Origin of the sequence: Embleya sp. NPDC050493, assembly GCF_044458105.1 — a bacterium.
Classification (GTDB): Bacteria; Actinomycetota; Actinomycetes; order Streptomycetales; family Streptomycetaceae; genus Embleya.
The window spans coordinates 89,125-105,471 of sequence record NZ_JBITHP010000004.1; the positions used below are offsets into that span (position 1 = coordinate 89,125).

Below are 16,347 nucleotides of genomic sequence, written 5' to 3' on the forward strand. Positions count from 1 at the left end.
CGCGGTTCGGAGCAGTGATGCGTGGGCGGCGTGCGCCTTCGAGAGCCAGTTGGCTTGAGAGCGGTGCTCTCGTCTGTGTCTGGTGTCCGCGGTTCGCAGCAGTGATGCGCGAGCGGCGTGCGCCTTCGAGACCCGGTTGGCTTGAGAGTGATGCTCTCGGTCGTGTCAGGTGCGCGCCATAGAGCGGCCATGCGCGAGCGGTGCGTTCCCTCGACGCAGGGGCTGGGAGCAGTGCTCTTGGTTGTGATTCGCCACGGGCATCGGTGACGCGTGACATGAGCGGCGCCAGCGCGCGTTCCCCGGGATACAAGAGCGGTGCTCTCGTTTGTGTCCCCTGTCCGCGATCCGCGGTCCCGAGCAGAATTGCGCGAGTGGCGGGCCGCCTTCGCCGCAGCGGATTGAGAGCGGTGCTCTTGGTTGTGCGTGGTGCTCGCGACTGGGGGCGGTGGTGCGGGACAGAGCGGTGGCGTGCGTTTCAGAGGTGGTGTTGCAAGAGCGGTGTTCTCGTTTGTGTCCGGTGCCCGCGGTTTGGAGCGGTGATGCGCAGGTGGGTCTGCCACTGTCCTTTCCGGCGCGGCCAATTGAGAGCGGTGCTCTTGGTCGTGCCTGGTGTTCGCGCCTCGGAGCGGTGATCTGATCCAGGACATGAGCGGTGCGGGCATGTTGAGGGTGCTGATCCGAGAGCGGTGCTCTTGTTGTGGTGCGGTGAGGTGATACGAGGAGAGAGGCGTACTGCTTCGAGAGCGGTGCTCTCGAATGTGTCCCCTGCTCATGCCTTGGGCTTGGGGATGTGAGCGTGGTGGTGTGGGAGCAGTGCTCTCGTTTTGGGACGGGTGGTGGGAGCGGTGTTCTCGTTCGGGTGGAGTGATGCGAGATCAGTGCTCTCGTTTGGGTGCAGTGCTCTGGGGTCTGGCACACTGGCCGGATGACCGGAGCCACGCGCACGGCGCGCGATCGTGCCAGAGCCGAACTCGCCCACGAGATCAAGGCGGCCGCGCGTCGTCACCTCGCCGCCGAGGGCGCCCAGCAGCTGTCGTTGCGCGCCGTCGCCCGCGAGCTCGGCATGGCCTCGTCCGCGTTGTATCGATACTTCCCGAGCCGCGACGACCTCCTGACCGCGCTGATCGTCGACGCGTACAACGCGGTGGGCGAACGGGCCGAGCGCGCCGTCGAGTCCGCGGGCCCCGCCGAGCACCCCCGCGCGGCCTGGCGCGGACTGTGCGACGCCGTTCGCGACTGGGCGCGAGCACATCCGCACGAGTACGCGCTCATCTACGGCTCCCCGGTCCCCGGCTATCAGGCGCCGGAACACACCCTGGCCCCCTTCGCACGCGTCCCGTTCGCGCTCCTGCGCATCCTGCGTGACTCGGGCCAGGAGTTCGCCCGCCCCTCCGGCGCATCCGCTCTCCCCGGCCCACTCGCCGCGCAACTCCAAACGGTGGTGGAGGCGAGCGGGTTGGACGTGCCGCCGCAGGTCCTGGCCCGAGCCCTGTTCGCCTGGACCGGCGTGTTCGGCATCGTCAGCTTCGAACTGTTCGGCCAACTCGCAGGCAGCGTCGACCCCGCCGACCCGTTCTTCGCGTACGCCGTCGAGCGGCACGCCGACCTGCTTGGACTGGCCTGATCCCGATGGGCCGTCTCTCCCGTGCGCAGGTCCTGGACGCCGCGCTCGCGCTTGCCGATCGGGACGGTATCGGCAAGTTGTCGATGCGTCGGATCGGGGCCGAGCTCGGCGTCGAGGCGATGACCCTGTACCACTACGTTCCGAACAAGGACGCCGTCCTGGACGGCCTGGTCGAGCGGATCGTCGCGAGTGTGTCGCCGGAGCCGGCCGGGCCGCGTACGGTGTGGCTCGCCGAATTCGCCCAGGCCTTCCGTGCCGAACTGCTGCGCCACCCGGCGGTCGTCCCCCTTGTGGCCACACGTCCGGTCGCCACACCGAACGCCTTGGCCGCCGTCGAACGCGCCGCCGCGGCACTGGTGGACGATGGCTTCGCGCCGCTGCGAGCCTGCCAACTGCTCAACGCGATCACCACGTTCGTGATCGGGCACACGTTGGCGGAGCTGGATCCGGCCGACTCGCCACCGCGGACCACCCCCGGGGACGTTGCCGAACTTCCCTGTATCGCGGCGGCGTTGGCAGAAGGTCTCGGTACGCAGGCCGACCACGACGAACGGTTCGCGTTGGCGATCACGGCGCTGCTGGCAGGTATCGCGTAGGTGCCCCGGGTCGGCCGGACACACGAATCGGCCGCCCTCGGATCGGATCCGGCCGCCGTGGGGCCGCCGCCCTGTCCCCGCCCCGCGCCGCCGTGTCGTGCCGTGCCGAGTAGGGCGCCACCGAACCGCGCCGAACTACGCCTGCGTCAGTACCACGGCCGTGCCGTACGCGCAGATCTCCGTTCCGTTGCCCGCGTCGGTGACGTCGTACCGCATCGCCAGGATCGCGTTGGCTCCCCGGCCGCGGGCCTGTTCCACGAGTCGTTCGGCGGCCTCCGTACGGCTTTGCACCAGGGTCTTGGTGAGGCCGCGGAGTTCGCCGCCGACCATCGACTTGAGGCCCGCGCCGAGTTGGCTGCCGATGTTGCGGGAGCGCACGGTCAGGCCGAAGACCTCGCCGATCACCCGCTGCACCCGGTAGCCCGGTACGTCGTTGGTGGTGACCACGAGTACGTCGGGGTTGTCGGGCGCGCCGCCGTACGCATCGAGATCGCTCATCTCGGCCTCCGGAATCTGGAAAACGCGGATATCGGGAATCGGGTGTCGCGGAACGGGAATCCGTTGTGTCCTGTGCAGCCTCGCCCCGTACAGGTGGCCGCCGGGGAGCCGTTCCACACGTATGTCACCGGTTCGGCGGATGCGCAGGATCCTCGGCCCACGGCTCGCGCGGCGCGTGTCGATCCGCCGTTCGGGTCCCGATTCGGAGGTGTGTACGTGAGTTCGCACATTCCGCATGTCACCGTCGACTGCGCCGATCCGTACGCGCCGGCCTCGTTCTGGAGCCGGGTCCTGGACAGCCCGCTCGGTCCGGACGACCACGCGGGCGATCCGGAGGCGGTGGTGCTCCTGCCCGAGGGTCCGACGCTGCTCTTCCGCCAGGTTCCGGAGGAGAAGGCCGGCAATAACCGACTGCACCTTGCTCTGCGTTCGGCCGGTCCGCGCGACGAGGAGGTGGAACGGGTCCTGGGCCTGGGCGCCCGGACGGTCGCCGATCTGCGCGACCCGGACGGGACGGGGTGGGTCGTTCCGGCCGATCCGGAGGGCAACGAGTTCTGCGTCGTGCGCAGCGCGGCGGAGCGCGGGGAGTAGCGCGCGGAAGTCGGGTGGATGGCGGGCGGTGGAGGGCCTGGTGGATGGCGGGCCTGGTGGGCTGTGGGGTGACATCTTGACCATCCTTACGCTGTAAGGCAAGCTGTTCTCGCGTCGTGCTTACACCGTAAGTGCGACGCGCTTACGATGTAAGGCAATGGCTGAAGGGGACGGGAAACATGCTGATCGGGGCGATGGTACGGCGGCTCAACGACGGCGTGGACTACGCGACGTTCCGCGAAGCGTGGCTCCCGGACGAGCAATTCGCGGGCGATCCGCGGCGGGTGCTCAGCGCGATCGATCTGGCCGACCCGCAACAACTCATGACGGTCGCCTTGATCGACGCGAGCCCCGAGCAGATCCCCGAGTGGGTCGACCGGATCGGGGCGAGCGAGCAGCGGCGCGCCGAGCGGATCAAGGGTCTGGTGGGTCCGTGGCAGCTCAACAACACGTACCGGATCGTCGCCGACGACGACTTCGCCCTGCCGATCAGGCGCTGAGGCCGAGGACACGGCCCGGCCCGGGACCGTCCCCGACCCTGCCGGGGCCGCGACCCGGGGCCGGCTCCATCCGGATGCCGAGCGGTCGGGGCACCGGCCTTGGCCTCGACCTTGGTGGTCGGCTCGGTATGGCCTCGGTTTCGCTCCCGGCCCGGCCTCGGCCGGCCACCGACTTGGTCGCCGCTGCGCTGCGCCGGCCGCCTCGGCCGCCGCCCTCGTTCCGGCCTCCACCAGGCGGATACCTCACACCCGGCCGAAAACTATTGTCCCGTACTGATGTTCCACTGCTAGCGTCGCGGCGTGGCGAAATTGAACCAGATCATCGCGGTGGAGAAGGGCGTCAAGACCAAGTCCTTCCAGGAGTTGACGGACGCTCATCAGCGGGTCCAGAAGGGCGCGTTGTTGTCCGGCATCTCGCGTACCTACCAGCCCAAGGACGAAGAGGGCGAGCAACTTCCGCCCGAGTCGACCCGGGTTCAGGTCAAGGGCGAGGAGGTGCTGCGCTCCGTCACCGGTACGCTCACCCGCCTTTTCGACGTGACCGCGACGAAGGACTGGGCCAACTGCGAGGCGCGCGCCGACGTGGTCGTCGACGGGACGCCGCTGCTGCGCGACGTGCCGGTGTCGTACCTGCTCTTCCTGGAGAAGCAGCTGGTCGACGTGCACACCTTCGTGCGCAAGCTGCCGGTCCTGGACGCCGCCGAGACGTGGACGCTCGACCCCTCCACGGACTCCTGGCGGACCGAGCCGGTGCGTACCGTGCGGACCAAGAAGGTCCCGCGCAACCACGTCAAGGCCGAGGCGACCGAACACCACCCGGCCCAGGTGGAGATGTACTTCGAGGACATTGCCGCGGGCTACTGGACGACGGTCAAGTTCTCCGGCGCGCTGCCCGCTCGTCGGGTGAACGAACTCGTCGACCGAGTCGAGAAGTTGCAGCGCGCGGTGAAGTTCGCCCGCGAGGAGGCCAACGGCGCGGACGTGACGGACCGTCTCGTCGGTGACGCGGTGTTCGGCTACCTGCTCGGCAACGGCCACGGCGGGTAGCATTCGAGAATCCCCCGGCCGGAGGGTCGGGGGTGCGCGAGGAGCGCAAGCTGAAACTGAAGCTTGTCGTGACGAACGCGGGTAACGGTGGAGGTTCGAACCCTCCCCCCGGCACCACGAGCCGGGGTGGCCCAATACGGCAGAGGCAGCCCGCGATGAATCTCAGACTCTTGCTCCAGACTCAGCATCGCCGCCCATCGCCGGATCGACCGGACGGGGCTCCAGTCGTCGGTTGCTGGTTCGACTCCAGCCCGGGCCGCTCGTGGCCTGGTAGTTCAAAGGTAGAACGCGACGACTTTCAAGACGACCCTGGTCCTTAAACGTGCCGGCGTGCCCGATGGGGTGGCACAGCGGGCCTCCGCGGGCAGGCTAGACCCGCGGAGGCCCACCAATTCCGGGCACCGGACGGAATCAATCCCGGGCGGAATCACTCCACAGTGGCCAACTCGCGCCAACGGGCCAGGACTTCTCGGTCTCCGTCGAGTCGGCAGCCGGTGGTGTCGGCCCGGTTCCAGACCAGTAGGTAGAGCTTCTCGGCGGGGCCCGAGACGGTGAGGTCGGCGGAGCCGGCGCCCGACTCCACCCGCCGTGCGTCGGTACCGATCCGCATCGTCCAGGCGGCGGCGTTGTCGTCGGGGGCGATCGCGATGTTCAGCGGCGGGTCGGCAACGAGGTTGCGCCCGGGCCGGGACAGGAAGCCGGTCAGCAGCTCGTCGATGCCGTCCGCGGCGAAGTCCGCGGGCACGGTGGACGGCACACCGGCCGCGAGTTCGGCGTCGACGCGGTGTACGGCGGTCTCGTGCGCTTGGCGCCGGGCCCAGAAGGCGAGCGCGGACGGCGCCTCGAAGAAGGTCCACGCCGGCGTGTCCGGAGTGGCCGTGGTGAGGGTCTTCAGCAGATCCGTGTGCGTGGTCCGGTACCAGTCGAGCAGTTCGTCGTCGCCCGGCGCCTGGAAGAGCGCCGCCGTATCGTCTCGGCTCGGGCGCGTGGTGTTGCCCGATCGCATGACGAAGGCGGCCCAGCGATGCACGCCGCCCAAGTGTCCGAGCAGGTCCCGGATTCGCCAATCGGGGCAACTCGGTACGGGCGCGTCCAGGCCGGTGCGCTCGGCCGTACGGGCGAGCAACTCGCCGTCGGCGCGCAGGATGTCGAGGTGAGTGGCAATGTCCATCCGGTCACGCTCTCACGCGGGCTCGGAGGGGTACAGGTCGTCTGCGGGTCGGAGCAAAGGGATACGACGTTCGCCCGACAGGTCCTATGCTGGGGTGCGATGGGTAGCTTCGGTGTATATGTCGTCGCCCGATCGGCGTGGCCCCTGTTGGAACTGCCGGCCGTACAGCAGGCCGGAGGCGAACCGCGCTGGTCGGCTCGCGACGGAGACTGGCAGGTTCTGCTGCTTTCGTCGGGGCTGGACCCGGGTCCGTCGTTGATGGCGGACACGGAGGCGCCGGTGTTGACCGCCGACGTGGTGTCCGGCCACTTCGCGATGATCGACGCGCAGAGTCCGCGCGGTGGCGACGTCTGGCATTGTGCGCTGGCGCCGCGCGCGGCCAGGTCGTACGCGCTCGACCCGGAACTCGGCCCACCACCGGAACGGGTGGTCCCGCACGCCGTCGGCTGGGCCCGCGAGGCGGGGCTCACGCCGGACGAGGCCGCCCTGGACACCACGCTGCGCGCGGAGGGCACGCCGGACGAGCTGCTGCGGGCCTTTCTGGACGCGTTGGGCTTTCGCTTCGTGGTGGGGGGAGGGTAGCCGGGGCGGAGCGGAGCGGGGCGGGGCATCGAGGCGATGAGTGGGCGGCTCGGAGGTGGGGCCGGGGGCGGCGGACTGCGGTTTGGCGGGTGGTGTCGGGGGCGGCGTGTGTCTGTGTCATGGAGGGATGGCTATTCGACCCGCTCGTGCCGATATCGGTCCCGTTTCGCCCGAGCCGCCGATTGCCGATGCGGAGCCGGTGATCCGGAAGGAGGACTGGTACGGGAGGTCGCTGACGGAGGCCACGAAGTACACGCGCTACTCGTTCCTGGACACGGACTGGACTGAAGTGGTCGACGAGGGCGCGGTCTTCGACGAGTGCACTTCGCCGGAGTCGGGTTCAACGCCTCGCGGCACGCCGGGGCGGCGTTCACGAACTGTACGTTCAAGCGCTGCACGTTCTTCGACGCCCGGTTCACCGACTGCAAGCTGGTCGGCAGCCTGTTCCGGCAGTGCACCTACACCCTGTTCGAGGTCTCGGGCGGTGACTGGTCGTTCGTCGGCCTGCCCGGTGCCGACCTGCGCCAAGCCGGTTTCGACGGCGTCCGGATGCGCGAGGCGGATCCGACCGCCGCGCGTCTGGAGAAGGCGACCGTGACCGGTTGCGACCTGTCGGGCGCGATCCTGCACGGCGCGAAGCTGACCGGCGCCGACCTGCGCGCCAGCGATCCGTCCTCGCTCGACCCGCTGACGGTCGAGTTCAAGGGCGCGACGATCACGCTGGAGCAGGCCGCCACGCTCGCGACGACGATGGGGTGGCACGTCCGCTGACGGGCGCGTGGGTGCGGCCTGCGCCCTCCACGGCCGGCCGCGGCTTGTCCTTTGGGGCGACTCCGAGTTCGCGTGCTTGCGCCGAGTCGGATCAGGGTTTCTCGCGCGATCTCGGGGCCAGGCTGTCGGCGGTCCCGGGCGATGCGAAATGGGAAGGTGCGCCGGACGGGGGGTGGCGGGGCGAACCGACGTGGGTTGGCTGGGCGTTGGGTGGTCGGTGGTCGGTGGTCGGTGGTCGGTGGCCGGCGGTCGGGGTGGTGGGGTGCGGGCGGCGTTCAGCGGGCGCCGCGGGGGGCGGGCGGGTATGTCGGCCCGGGGTGGGGCGGGGCGGCGCGAGGTAGGCCCGGCCCGCGCCGCCCCGGACCGGGCGGGATCGGCGGGTGAAGGGTGCTCTGCGGCCGTCGACGGGGATTGCGGCGAGGTGCTGGGGCTGGGCTGGTTGCAACAAAGCCCGACGCCCTGCGGCCGCTGGCGCGAGTCAGGGCCCGTTCGGGCCGGTGCCTGCGCGGGTCGTGGTGATCACGGCGGCGATGACGTCCAAGTCGGCGGCGCCCAGGCCCAGATCGGCGGGACCGATCCAGCCGTCGACCTGGGCGGACGTACGGACACCCCACGAACGCGGCGATGCCGCCTGGCCGGGCTGGCGCCCAGGACACCGCGCCCTGGGCCACCGCGACGCCGTTTGCGATGACGATCGGCCCGAGTGCGTTGGCGAGAGGGGGGTGGGCGTCAGGCGCGTGGTGAAGGCGCCATGCTTCCAGCGCCAGTCGTTATCGACAGGTCTCGACTCGCTCGACCAAGAACACGCAGGTGCGCAGCCCGGATTGCATCGGCGAACGGTGACGCCGTTATCGTGCAATCCTGCCCAGGCCAACTTGGAGGGGGCGGGCTGTTGATCGCGCATGACGGCGGCTGGAGGCGTCGACGCGAGCGATGCGTTCGGCAATCTCCAGCCACTCGACGCTGTGCTCAAACAGAACATCGAGCGGAGCTTGCCCTCGGACTTCAGGTCGGCCATCACGTGCCGGAACTCCTCGAGCGGGGCAGCATTGTGCCACGGCTCGGCGATCGTTGGCGTGGTACTCGAACGCCTTGCCGGTGACTGGCCAGTACACATGACGAGGGTTATTTGCTCCACCCGAGCTGACGCAGCGAGCTCTGGAATCGCGGCGGACGCTTGTTGGTTCACCCCCGAGGCTCCGGGACGGCCGGGTTCTCCAGATTCCAGATCAGGTCGACCTTGGTGAGCAGGTACGAGCGTTCGACGTCCGCGAGACCGGCGTTTTACGACGAGCCGCTCGGAACAGCCGGGCCGTACGCGGCGGCAGTGTCCGTTGAGGCGACGCCGGCGGCGATCTTTCGACCGGAGGCGATGCGCTCGTGATCGGTGATCGGACTTTCTCAGAGGATTTTGCCGACGGCACCCGATGAGTCGCAAGCGAGATCCAGTGGGCGATGACTCCGCACGACGAGTAGAGATCGAATCGGCGAACCTCAGTTCATGATCTGCAGTTCTCCCACTCGCGCGGTGGTCGAGGAAGCGCCCGTCATATCAGAAAGCTCATACCTTTTGCCGGCCTCCATGTAATAGGCTTTCCAGTTCACCGTCGCACTGACCGTGTATTTATTTCCATCTTTTCCTGCGGAGGTTTTGATGTATTTGTAACCACAGAGAGGTGATTCATCATTTCCGTTCGAAGGCTTGTATGCCACTCCGGGATTAAAGCACGTTTGACTGTGCCCATCCCCCATGTCCCACGTCACGCTGGGAGAGTAGGCGGTTACGGTGACTTCGACGTTGCCTACCTTGAGTGTCTTGTCAATTCCGTTTGGAGACCATCTGTGGGGATCCGATGTATCAATCCAAAGCCAGACCGGCAGACCCACGAGGCCCAGATTTCCATCACTGGGGGTCATGAATACCTTGGGCTTGCGCAGTTCGAGTTGAGCGAGGGCTTGGACGGCCACTTGGGCAGCCGTGGGGCCGCCGCCACCACCTGTCGTATTATCTCCGGTGGTTGCTCCAGCAATGCCGCCGGCGCCCGGTTCCGGGAAGGGATTTGTCGGTTCCGAGCCCCCTCCGGTAGCAGCTCCTCCGCCGGACCCTCCGGATCCCCCTCCCGACCCGGAGCCGCCCGGTGTCGTGATATCGATACAAATGATGAGATCTTCGCACTCGTTAACGCCAGCCGATGCCGAGGGCAGGGAGATGAGAGCTGCTGTGAGGCCGACAGAGCACCCCAGAATAGCTCCCTTGGCCAGTCGTGACGTTGTCATTAATCCCCCTCGGGTGACTTACCTTTCGGGAATGAGCTTCCGGGTTTACTGGTGTTCAAGCAGGAGTTCCATCGCCGGATAGTGCGCGGTAGGAATCGGCAACTATATCCACCGGTGCACTTCTGGAGGCTGGTACCTTGAAGACCACCATATTGACTGTGGTTAGATCCAGCATCTTCCATTTAGTTGTTCTACCGTTTAGGTTCTGCAGGCCATCGCTGCGCGTGACCGTAATTACGCCGGACGCCCCTGGAGTCAAGTGAGACGTTGTTTTTGTTGTGCACATTACCAGCTTGTCGCCGTCCGAAGTTTTCCATGCCGGTATTTGACCGCCCGATAGTTCCTCGGTCTTGGCTGTAACTGTGCCACCAGCAGTGAGCGGCGCCATCCCCTGCTTGTTCTGCTCGGCGACTTGGCGTGCCGACTTTGCCCGGGGCCCCCAGTTTACGGAAGGTTTTGTTTCGCCATTCATGTAGGATGTGAAGTTTCTGCAGGTGTCTTCACCGTAGTCAATGTTCTTTTCGGTAATATCCGGAGCGTTATCCAAAGTGGCTATCTGCGCAACTTCCGGGATTTTTTGATCGAGACCTGTGTAAGCCAAAAACGCCATTCGCCAAGGGCCTGAGCCTTGTGTTTGTCGGAGTACGCCCACTGAAGTTCTCGATTTTCCACTCAAAGATTGGCGGCCGACTGCAAGAAGCCATCTGTCGCTGCCATTCGGTGTTCCTTGAGGAGTGACAACCTGAATATCGTCGTTCGCTGCCTTCTCTTCACTGCTCGGAACATTGTCTCCGTATTTTAGTATCCTCTCCTGTCGTGCCTTGGAGACTTCAAGCATGGCGCCGATTTCGATATCTTCCAAGGCTTTGACGTTGTGGGAAGACGTTGCCTGTTTGCTGAGGTCGAAATATCTCTGAGAAACTCCCTTTCCTTCGGCTTCGCTGATTGGTGGAGTAGGCGGTGCCGATGCTGATGAGGGAGCGGGAAGAGGGGCAGCGGCGGTTTTGGGGGCTGCCTCGCTGATTTTTGGGTCTTTGGGTTTTTTGTCGGAAGAGCAGGCTGTGGTGCCGGTCAGGAGGGTGAGGGTGGTTAGGGCTGCCAGGAGGGTTGCCGGGAGTTGGGTCTTGTGTGGTCCGGGCAAAACTGCCACCCCCGCAGTTGCGATCTTCGGAGTTCGGTGCTCAACGGTGATCCGAAGCATCATTGCACTTGATCGGGTGAGTCGTAAGCGTCTTCGGGAGATCACTGCACGTAGTGGGATTCGGCCACTCGTCGGGGGCAAAACGGTGGCTATCGCGTGATCGTGGGTGGCGGTGGGGGAGGTGCGGGTTCGGGCCGGTGGGGGTGGGACTTGTGGGGCCGGAGGGTGGGGTGGGCCGGTGGCTGGGTGGCGGGAATGGGGTGGGGTCAGTGGGTGCCGACGAGGGTGGTCAGGCCGTGGCCCTGTTGCCATTGGCCCAGGCGTGGTTGGTCGAGTAGGACGATGCCGTGGTACTGGGCGAACTCGCGGGCTTCTGTGGTGAATCCGTGGAGGGTGACGAATACCGGGATGTCGGCCTGGTGGTCGTGGTGGGCCGTGCCGATGAAGTCGTGGAGGTCCAAGGGGTGGGCCTCGTGGTCGGTGGGGCCGCAGCGGATGAGGACGAGGCTGCCGTTGGGGAGGTAGGCCTTGATGTTGGCGTCCGGGGCGACCTGGACGGCGAGGAGGCCGTCGCGGCGGCAGAGGTCGGCGATCTGGAGTTCGAAGTCGCGGTCGTCCGGGTGATCGGCGCGGTCTTCGAGGGTCGAGCCGGCGAGGTGGCCGAGTGCGCACAGGAGGGCCAGGGAGGCTGCGGTGGCCAGCCAGGCGTCGGCGCCGGTGATGTCGAGGAATTCGAAGAGGTCGCGCAAGGCGATGGCCGGCAAGACGACCAGCAGGACCATGGCCCGGCCGCGGATTTTGGCATGGGCGGGGGTTCGGAGCATGCGGGATCCCTCCGGTGGCTACCGACGGCGGAGCGGGCGGCAGCTTAGGCGGGGGGAGGGCCGATCAACCACCCGACTGGATGGTGGAGGGGGGTGATCGGCTGCTCGGGTGGGTTCCGGCGGACGGGTTCTCCCTGCTCCTTGGGGGTGTTGGGGCCGGGTGGAGAGGTTGTCGGGTCGTTGGTCGGCACGGGGCCGTGTGGGTGATGGTGATGGTGATGGTGCGGGTTCGGCTGGGGCGGGGTCGGGAGGGGTGGTGGGAGGAGATGGCTGAGGGGAGATCGGCCGCTGCTGGACTGCGTAGGTGCGCGGGGTAGTGAGTGGGTAGGTGGGCGCGCGTAGGGGGCGGTAAGGCGGACGGGGCTCGGCCGAGCACGATGAAGCCTTCTGGTTCACAGGAGGACGACCTCTGGTCCGTGGGGCGGGACCGTCGGTTCGTTGATCCGGGCGCTTGTGGGCCTGTGGGTCGGGAGGGTGGGGGCGAGGTGGCCGGGGCGTTGCTCGGAGTGCGCTTCGCAAGGGGTGCATGGTTGATGCGTTGGCGCGTGCGTACATCCGCCCATTCACCCATCCGTGCTTGGTGACTTGGGCGCTTGGGCGTCTGATCGGGAGTTGCTGTGTAGTCGGCGGGGGTCGCCGTGCTGGGCCGGTGAGTTTTGGGTGGTGTGGGTCGTAGGTCGGCCGTTCCGACACCACACGTAGCCGCTTGGTTCGGTGAGGGCCGCGATGCCACGGCCCCGGATGTGCGCCCCGCGACGTCACGGCCTCGGGTGCGGGGGGCGCATTGGCCCGGCCTCAGGTACGCGGGCCGTGCCGTCACGGCTTTGGGTGCGCGGGCCACGAGGTCACGGCCTCGGGGGCGCGGGCCGCATCGCCCCCGGCCTCAAGTGAGCGGGCCGTGCCGTCACGACCTCGGGTCGGCGACCCGCGATGCCACTGCCTTGGGTGTGCGGGCTACAGCACGACCGCCTAGGGTGCGCCACCAGCGGCGTCACGACATCGGGTGCGGTACCCGTGGCTCCACGCCCTCGGGTGCACGATCGGGGAAATCACGGCCTCGGGGGTGCGTCGCGGCATCACGACGTCGGATTGTGGGCCGCGGCGCCGCTGCCTCGGGTGCGCGACCCGCGGTGCTGCGGCCCTCGACGCGGGAGCCGCAGTGCCACGCTCCCGGTGCGCGAAGCACGTGTCCTCTCACCCGCCCTTCTCGGTCGCTGACCCCGGCGAGCCGGCTCCCGGGGGTGGGTTGTGTGGTGGTGGCGGGGTGAGGGTTGGAGGGGTGGGTCGTGGTGTGCAGTGCGTGGCGGGTTGGTGGGTGGGAGGTGGAGGCGGGGGTGTGGCTGGTTGAGGGGGTGGATGGCGGGGGTGGGGTGGGCTTTTGCGGGTTGGTGGCGTTGGTTTGCGGAGGCGGTTAGTGCGCCGGCTTCGGCTCCGCTATCTTCTGCCGAATGAGCAGGATCCGTAAGACAGCGATCATGGTTGTGGCATGTTGTGGTCTCGCGTTCGCGGGAGTGGCTTCCGCCTATGCGATTCCCGGTCAGCATCCGCAGGTCCGCAAGGTCTGTCGGGTACTCGACCCGGAGGCCAAGCACGCCAAGCGCGCGAACCATGAGGGCCGTACCGGTGCACCGTCGGTGCGCCGCCAGCGGCACGAAGGCGTGATGGGGGAAGTGGCCGACCACTACTGCGTGCCGGCCGGCGGGAAGCACCGGGTCAACCCAAGTGCACGACCTGCAGCACGGTAACGGTTGTCGTCCCCTCGTTGAGAAGCACCACCACGATCAAGGGCCCCGCTGCTGCGGTGCGGACGATGCGGTCGTCCTCGCCGTAGCGGACGGTGGCCGTGTACGGGTCACAGACCAGCTTGTACAGCAGAAGTCCCCAGTGGTTCAGCGTGGTCTCGGGGAAGCGGTCGATGACCTCTTGGTGCTCGATGCCGATCCTCGGGCGCCACGTCACGCGGCGCTGCTTTGCGCTCGGCCGCGTGCGATCCACTTGCGGACGATTTCCTCGTCCACCTCGTCGAGGTCGGGGTCCTTGCCGGTGGCGCGTACCTGTGCCGCGAGGGCGCGCGCGTGCGGCAGACCGGCGATCAGCTCCTCCGCGGCCCGGGTGTAACGGGCCAGCAGGATGGGCAGATCGCCGATCGGCGTCAGGTGTACCAGTCGCAGGAATTCGTGGCGGGCTTCGGGGTGCGGGAGCGCATGCGCGATGCGATCCACGGTCCACGGGTCCGTGCTGTTCACGCCGGGCCTCTCTTCCCTCCGGGCGAAACGATCCGGGATCAGATCCGGGATCAGATTAGGGGCCGGGCGGGCGGTTGCGGCGCGAACGGCGGGTGACGATCGGTGCGATTCGCGTGCGACAATCCGTCAATTTCGGGCTGTTGATGGGCATTTGCCTGTCCTGGTGGCCAGGCACCCGACCGTTCGGGAGTACTCGGTCGATGTCCGCGGCGGGTTCTCGGGTTCGGTCGACGTCGGTGTCTCCTCGGGCAGGCCGGGCGCATCGGCGGGCGTACCGTCCGGATCCTGCGCGGGCTCGGGCCTGGGCTCGGGCTTGGCGGACGACGTCGCGTCGACGCTGGGCCCGGCCGGGTCCGGCGTCGGTCGGCTCGGCGCCACGGTCGCGGCCGGCGGGACAGGTGCCGCGGGTCCCACTCGCTGCGGATTCGAGGGGACCAGGAGCAGGCCCGCGCCGGCGATCGCCAGCACGGCCGCGCCGGCGCCGAGCATTGTCATGCGGCGGCGCCGACGGGCCCGGCGACCGCCTTCGACGGCCGCGTCGACCACGCTCGGGAAGTCGGGCTCGGGTTGATCCAGGATCAGTTGGAACAGGTCGTGATCGTTCATGGCCGGCCTCACCGTTCGGACAGCTCCCACATGTGCTCGCCGACGAGTTCGCGCAGCCGGTTCAGGCCGCGCGCGCTCTGGCTCTTGACCGTTCCCGTGCTGATCCGCAGGGCCTCCGCCGTCTGTTCGACGCTCCAGTCCTCCCAGAATCGCAGGACGAGCACGGCCCGGTAGCGCGGCGGCAGTCGGAGCAGCGCCGCTCGCAGGGTCAGTCGCAGGTCCGGCGACGAGGTCTCGTCGGCCTGCCGCTGCGGGAGTTCGTCGACCGGCTCCTCCCGCCAACGGCCCTTGCGGTGCTGGTCGATGTACGTGCGCGTCATCACCACTCGGGCGTACGCGTCCACGTTGCCGTCCCGGCGCAGCCGGCCCCACGCCGTGTACATCTTCATCAGCGTGGTCTGGGTGAGGTCTTGGGCCTCGTACCAGTCGCCGCACAGCAGATAGGCCGAACGGCGCAGCTGGGCCTGCCGGGCCTCGGCGTACTCGCGGAACTCCCGTTCACGGGCGGCCTCCCTCACTCGGTCGGCAGTGGGGTTGCCAGGGGGCGGTCGCGGGGGTCGCGCACCGTGATCTCCTCCTCACCGGACCCGCGGCACGGATGCAGGGGCGTCCGGCCGGTGCCGTCGCCTGTTCGTCTGCATGTCGAGGGGCCTGTCACCCGGGAGATACGCGGGTCGGCGGCTCCGGGTTGCATCGAGCCGCGGAGATGTTCCGCACGTGGCCGAGGTGGCCGCGGAATGCAACGCGGGCCGGTGGGCGGGCGTATGTCTCTTCAGTGAGGTCCGGGTCCGCTCGCGACCGACATTCGCCGAGCGGGTGAGAGCGAAGGGGTACATACGTGATGAACCGTCAAGACCGCGCTCCCGGGCGGACCATGCGCCGGGCCGGGCCGATCGGGGCTGCACTTGCGACCGTCGGCATCGCGCTGGGTGCCTGGGTGGGTATCGCGCCCGCCTCCGATGCGGACGAGTCGAAGCAGGAGCCCGCTTCGGTGACTTCGGTCGAGACCGGCCAACGTGGGGACCCGATGCCGACCGCCGTTTCGGACCGGCCGCCCACCGTGAACGATCTCGCGCCGGTCCCGCCGCGGAAGGTCCGACCGCCCGGACCCGGCAGGGCGGGAGTGATCACGCCGGGCAAGCCGTACGTGGACAGGGGCATCGGTCCGGGCGCACCGAACGGCGACCGGCGGAACGGGCAACCGGGTCCGGGGGGCCAGGCGGGTCCGGGGGGTCCGGCGGGTCCGAAGGCGGACGACGGGGGCGTGTCGGGCGCCCCGCGCGCGACGACCGGTGACGTGCGGCAGGAACCGGGTGGCCTCGCCACGCGGAACCGCGGTCCGGCGGGGCCGGCGAAGTACCGACCCTCGCCCGGCACATGGGTCGACAAGCCAGGGGCGGGGGAGGGGCCGGGTCCCGCTCGGAGCCGAGTCCAAGCCCGAGATTGATCCCGGCCGCGGCCGCGGCCGCGAGGCCGGACCTTGAGCCCGAGGCGAGCCAGGCCCGAGCCCAGGCCCGAATCTGAGGCCGACACCGAACCCGAGTCCGGATCCTGGCCCGAGTCGGGGACCCCGAGCCCGGATCCTGAGCCCGGGTCCGGACCCCGAGCCCGGTCCCGCCCGGACTCGAGTCCAAGCGCGAATCGGAGCCAACACCGGGCCCGGAGCCGAGCCCTAGCCCGGACCCGAGCCCGAGCCACGCCCCGACCGAGCCCGAGCCCGAAGCGGAGTCCGGCTCCGATCCCGAATCCGAGCCCGTAGTCCAAGCCCAAGCCCAAGCCCGGATTCGAGTCCGGCCCTGAGCAGGAGCCCGAGTTCGCGTCCGCCCTCGAGCCCAAGCCCGAAGCGGAGTCCGGCTCCGATCCCGAATCCGAG

General features: G+C 68.3%; 16 protein-coding genes. 7 read left to right on the forward strand and 9 right to left on the reverse strand.

Annotated features, from left to right (window positions below; translation table 11 throughout):
* Positions 1 to 925 precede the first annotated feature (925 nt).
* Together ACIBM5_RS10455 and ACIBM5_RS10460 are read left to right on the forward strand one after the other, a co-directional pair.
* Positions 926 to 1,624, forward strand: coding sequence for a TetR/AcrR family transcriptional regulator (locus ACIBM5_RS10455; protein ID WP_396006452.1), 699 nt, complete (start codon positions 926 to 928; stop codon positions 1,622 to 1,624).
* A 5-nt stretch (positions 1,625 to 1,629) separates the two neighbouring features.
* Positions 1,630 to 2,220: a TetR/AcrR family transcriptional regulator C-terminal domain-containing protein gene (locus ACIBM5_RS10460; RefSeq protein WP_396006453.1), complete on the forward strand. Its 591-nt coding sequence runs from the start codon at positions 1,630 to 1,632 to the stop codon at positions 2,218 to 2,220.
* 135 nt (positions 2,221 to 2,355) lie between these two features.
* Here ACIBM5_RS10460 and ACIBM5_RS10465 read toward each other — a convergent pair whose 3' ends face one another.
* Positions 2,356 to 2,718, reverse strand: a complete 363-nt coding sequence (locus ACIBM5_RS10465; RefSeq protein WP_396006454.1) for a YbjQ family protein — start codon at positions 2,716 to 2,718, stop codon at positions 2,356 to 2,358.
* 216 nt (positions 2,719 to 2,934) lie between these two features.
* Here ACIBM5_RS10465 and ACIBM5_RS10470 point away from each other — a divergent pair, with 216 nt between their 5' ends.
* The 3 genes from ACIBM5_RS10470 to ACIBM5_RS10480 all read left to right on the forward strand — a co-directional run bounded on the left by ACIBM5_RS10470 (position 2,935) and on the right by ACIBM5_RS10480 (position 4,856).
* Complete coding sequence (locus ACIBM5_RS10470) at positions 2,935 to 3,309, forward strand: VOC family protein (protein WP_396006456.1); 375 nt, start codon at positions 2,935 to 2,937, stop codon at positions 3,307 to 3,309.
* A 179-nt stretch (positions 3,310 to 3,488) separates the two neighbouring features.
* Complete coding sequence (locus ACIBM5_RS10475) at positions 3,489 to 3,809, forward strand: hypothetical protein (RefSeq protein ID WP_396006457.1); 321 nt, start codon at positions 3,489 to 3,491, stop codon at positions 3,807 to 3,809.
* A gap of 300 nt (positions 3,810 to 4,109) precedes the next feature.
* Positions 4,110 to 4,856 (forward strand): hypothetical protein, encoded by a 747-nt coding sequence (locus ACIBM5_RS10480; protein WP_396006459.1) that lies wholly within the window; start codon positions 4,110 to 4,112, stop codon positions 4,854 to 4,856.
* Between the two features lie 427 nt (positions 4,857 to 5,283).
* Here ACIBM5_RS10480 and ACIBM5_RS10485 read toward each other — a convergent pair whose 3' ends face one another.
* Entirely contained in the window at positions 5,284 to 6,027 is a 744-nt protein-coding gene (locus ACIBM5_RS10485) for a maleylpyruvate isomerase family mycothiol-dependent enzyme (protein ID WP_396006460.1), read from the reverse strand.
* 99 nt (positions 6,028 to 6,126) lie between these two features.
* On the opposite strand from ACIBM5_RS10485, the gene ACIBM5_RS10490 reads away from it, so the two are divergent.
* Positions 6,127 to 6,609 (forward strand): hypothetical protein, encoded by a 483-nt coding sequence (locus ACIBM5_RS10490; protein WP_396006461.1) that lies wholly within the window; start codon positions 6,127 to 6,129, stop codon positions 6,607 to 6,609.
* Positions 6,610 to 6,927: 318 nt separating this feature from the next.
* Entirely contained in the window at positions 6,928 to 7,380 is a 453-nt protein-coding gene (locus ACIBM5_RS10495; RefSeq protein ID WP_396006462.1) for a pentapeptide repeat-containing protein, read from the forward strand.
* 1,494 nt (positions 7,381 to 8,874) lie between these two features.
* Here the strand turns inward: ACIBM5_RS10495 and ACIBM5_RS10500 are convergent.
* From ACIBM5_RS10500 to ACIBM5_RS10530, 7 genes are all read right to left on the reverse strand, one after another.
* Positions 8,875 to 9,657, reverse strand: a complete 783-nt coding sequence (locus ACIBM5_RS10500; protein ID WP_396006463.1) for a hypothetical protein — start codon at positions 9,655 to 9,657, stop codon at positions 8,875 to 8,877.
* 55 nt (positions 9,658 to 9,712) lie between these two features.
* A complete protein-coding gene (locus ACIBM5_RS10505) occupies positions 9,713 to 10,858 on the reverse strand; it encodes a hypothetical protein (RefSeq protein ID WP_396006464.1) in 1,146 nt (381 codons plus the stop codon).
* Between the two features lie 206 nt (positions 10,859 to 11,064).
* A complete protein-coding gene (locus tag ACIBM5_RS10510) occupies positions 11,065 to 11,622 on the reverse strand; it encodes a restriction endonuclease (RefSeq protein WP_396006465.1) in 558 nt (185 codons plus the stop codon).
* A 1,713-nt stretch (positions 11,623 to 13,335) separates the two neighbouring features.
* Positions 13,336 to 13,581, reverse strand: a complete 246-nt coding sequence (locus ACIBM5_RS10515; RefSeq protein WP_020555267.1) for a hypothetical protein — start codon at positions 13,579 to 13,581, stop codon at positions 13,336 to 13,338.
* Positions 13,578 to 13,868, reverse strand: coding sequence for a hypothetical protein (locus ACIBM5_RS10520; RefSeq protein WP_396006466.1), 291 nt, complete (start codon positions 13,866 to 13,868; stop codon positions 13,578 to 13,580). Before ACIBM5_RS10520 ends, ACIBM5_RS10515 begins: the two co-directional genes overlap by 4 nt.
* 126 nt (positions 13,869 to 13,994) lie before the next feature.
* Complete coding sequence (locus ACIBM5_RS10525; protein ID WP_396006467.1) at positions 13,995 to 14,474, reverse strand: hypothetical protein; 480 nt, start codon at positions 14,472 to 14,474, stop codon at positions 13,995 to 13,997.
* Positions 14,475 to 14,482: 8 nt separating this feature from the next.
* On the reverse strand, positions 14,483 to 14,992 hold the full coding sequence (locus ACIBM5_RS10530) for a SigE family RNA polymerase sigma factor (protein WP_391584922.1): 510 nt from the start codon (positions 14,990 to 14,992) through the stop codon (positions 14,483 to 14,485).
* Between the last annotated feature and the right edge of the window lie 1,355 nt (positions 14,993 to 16,347).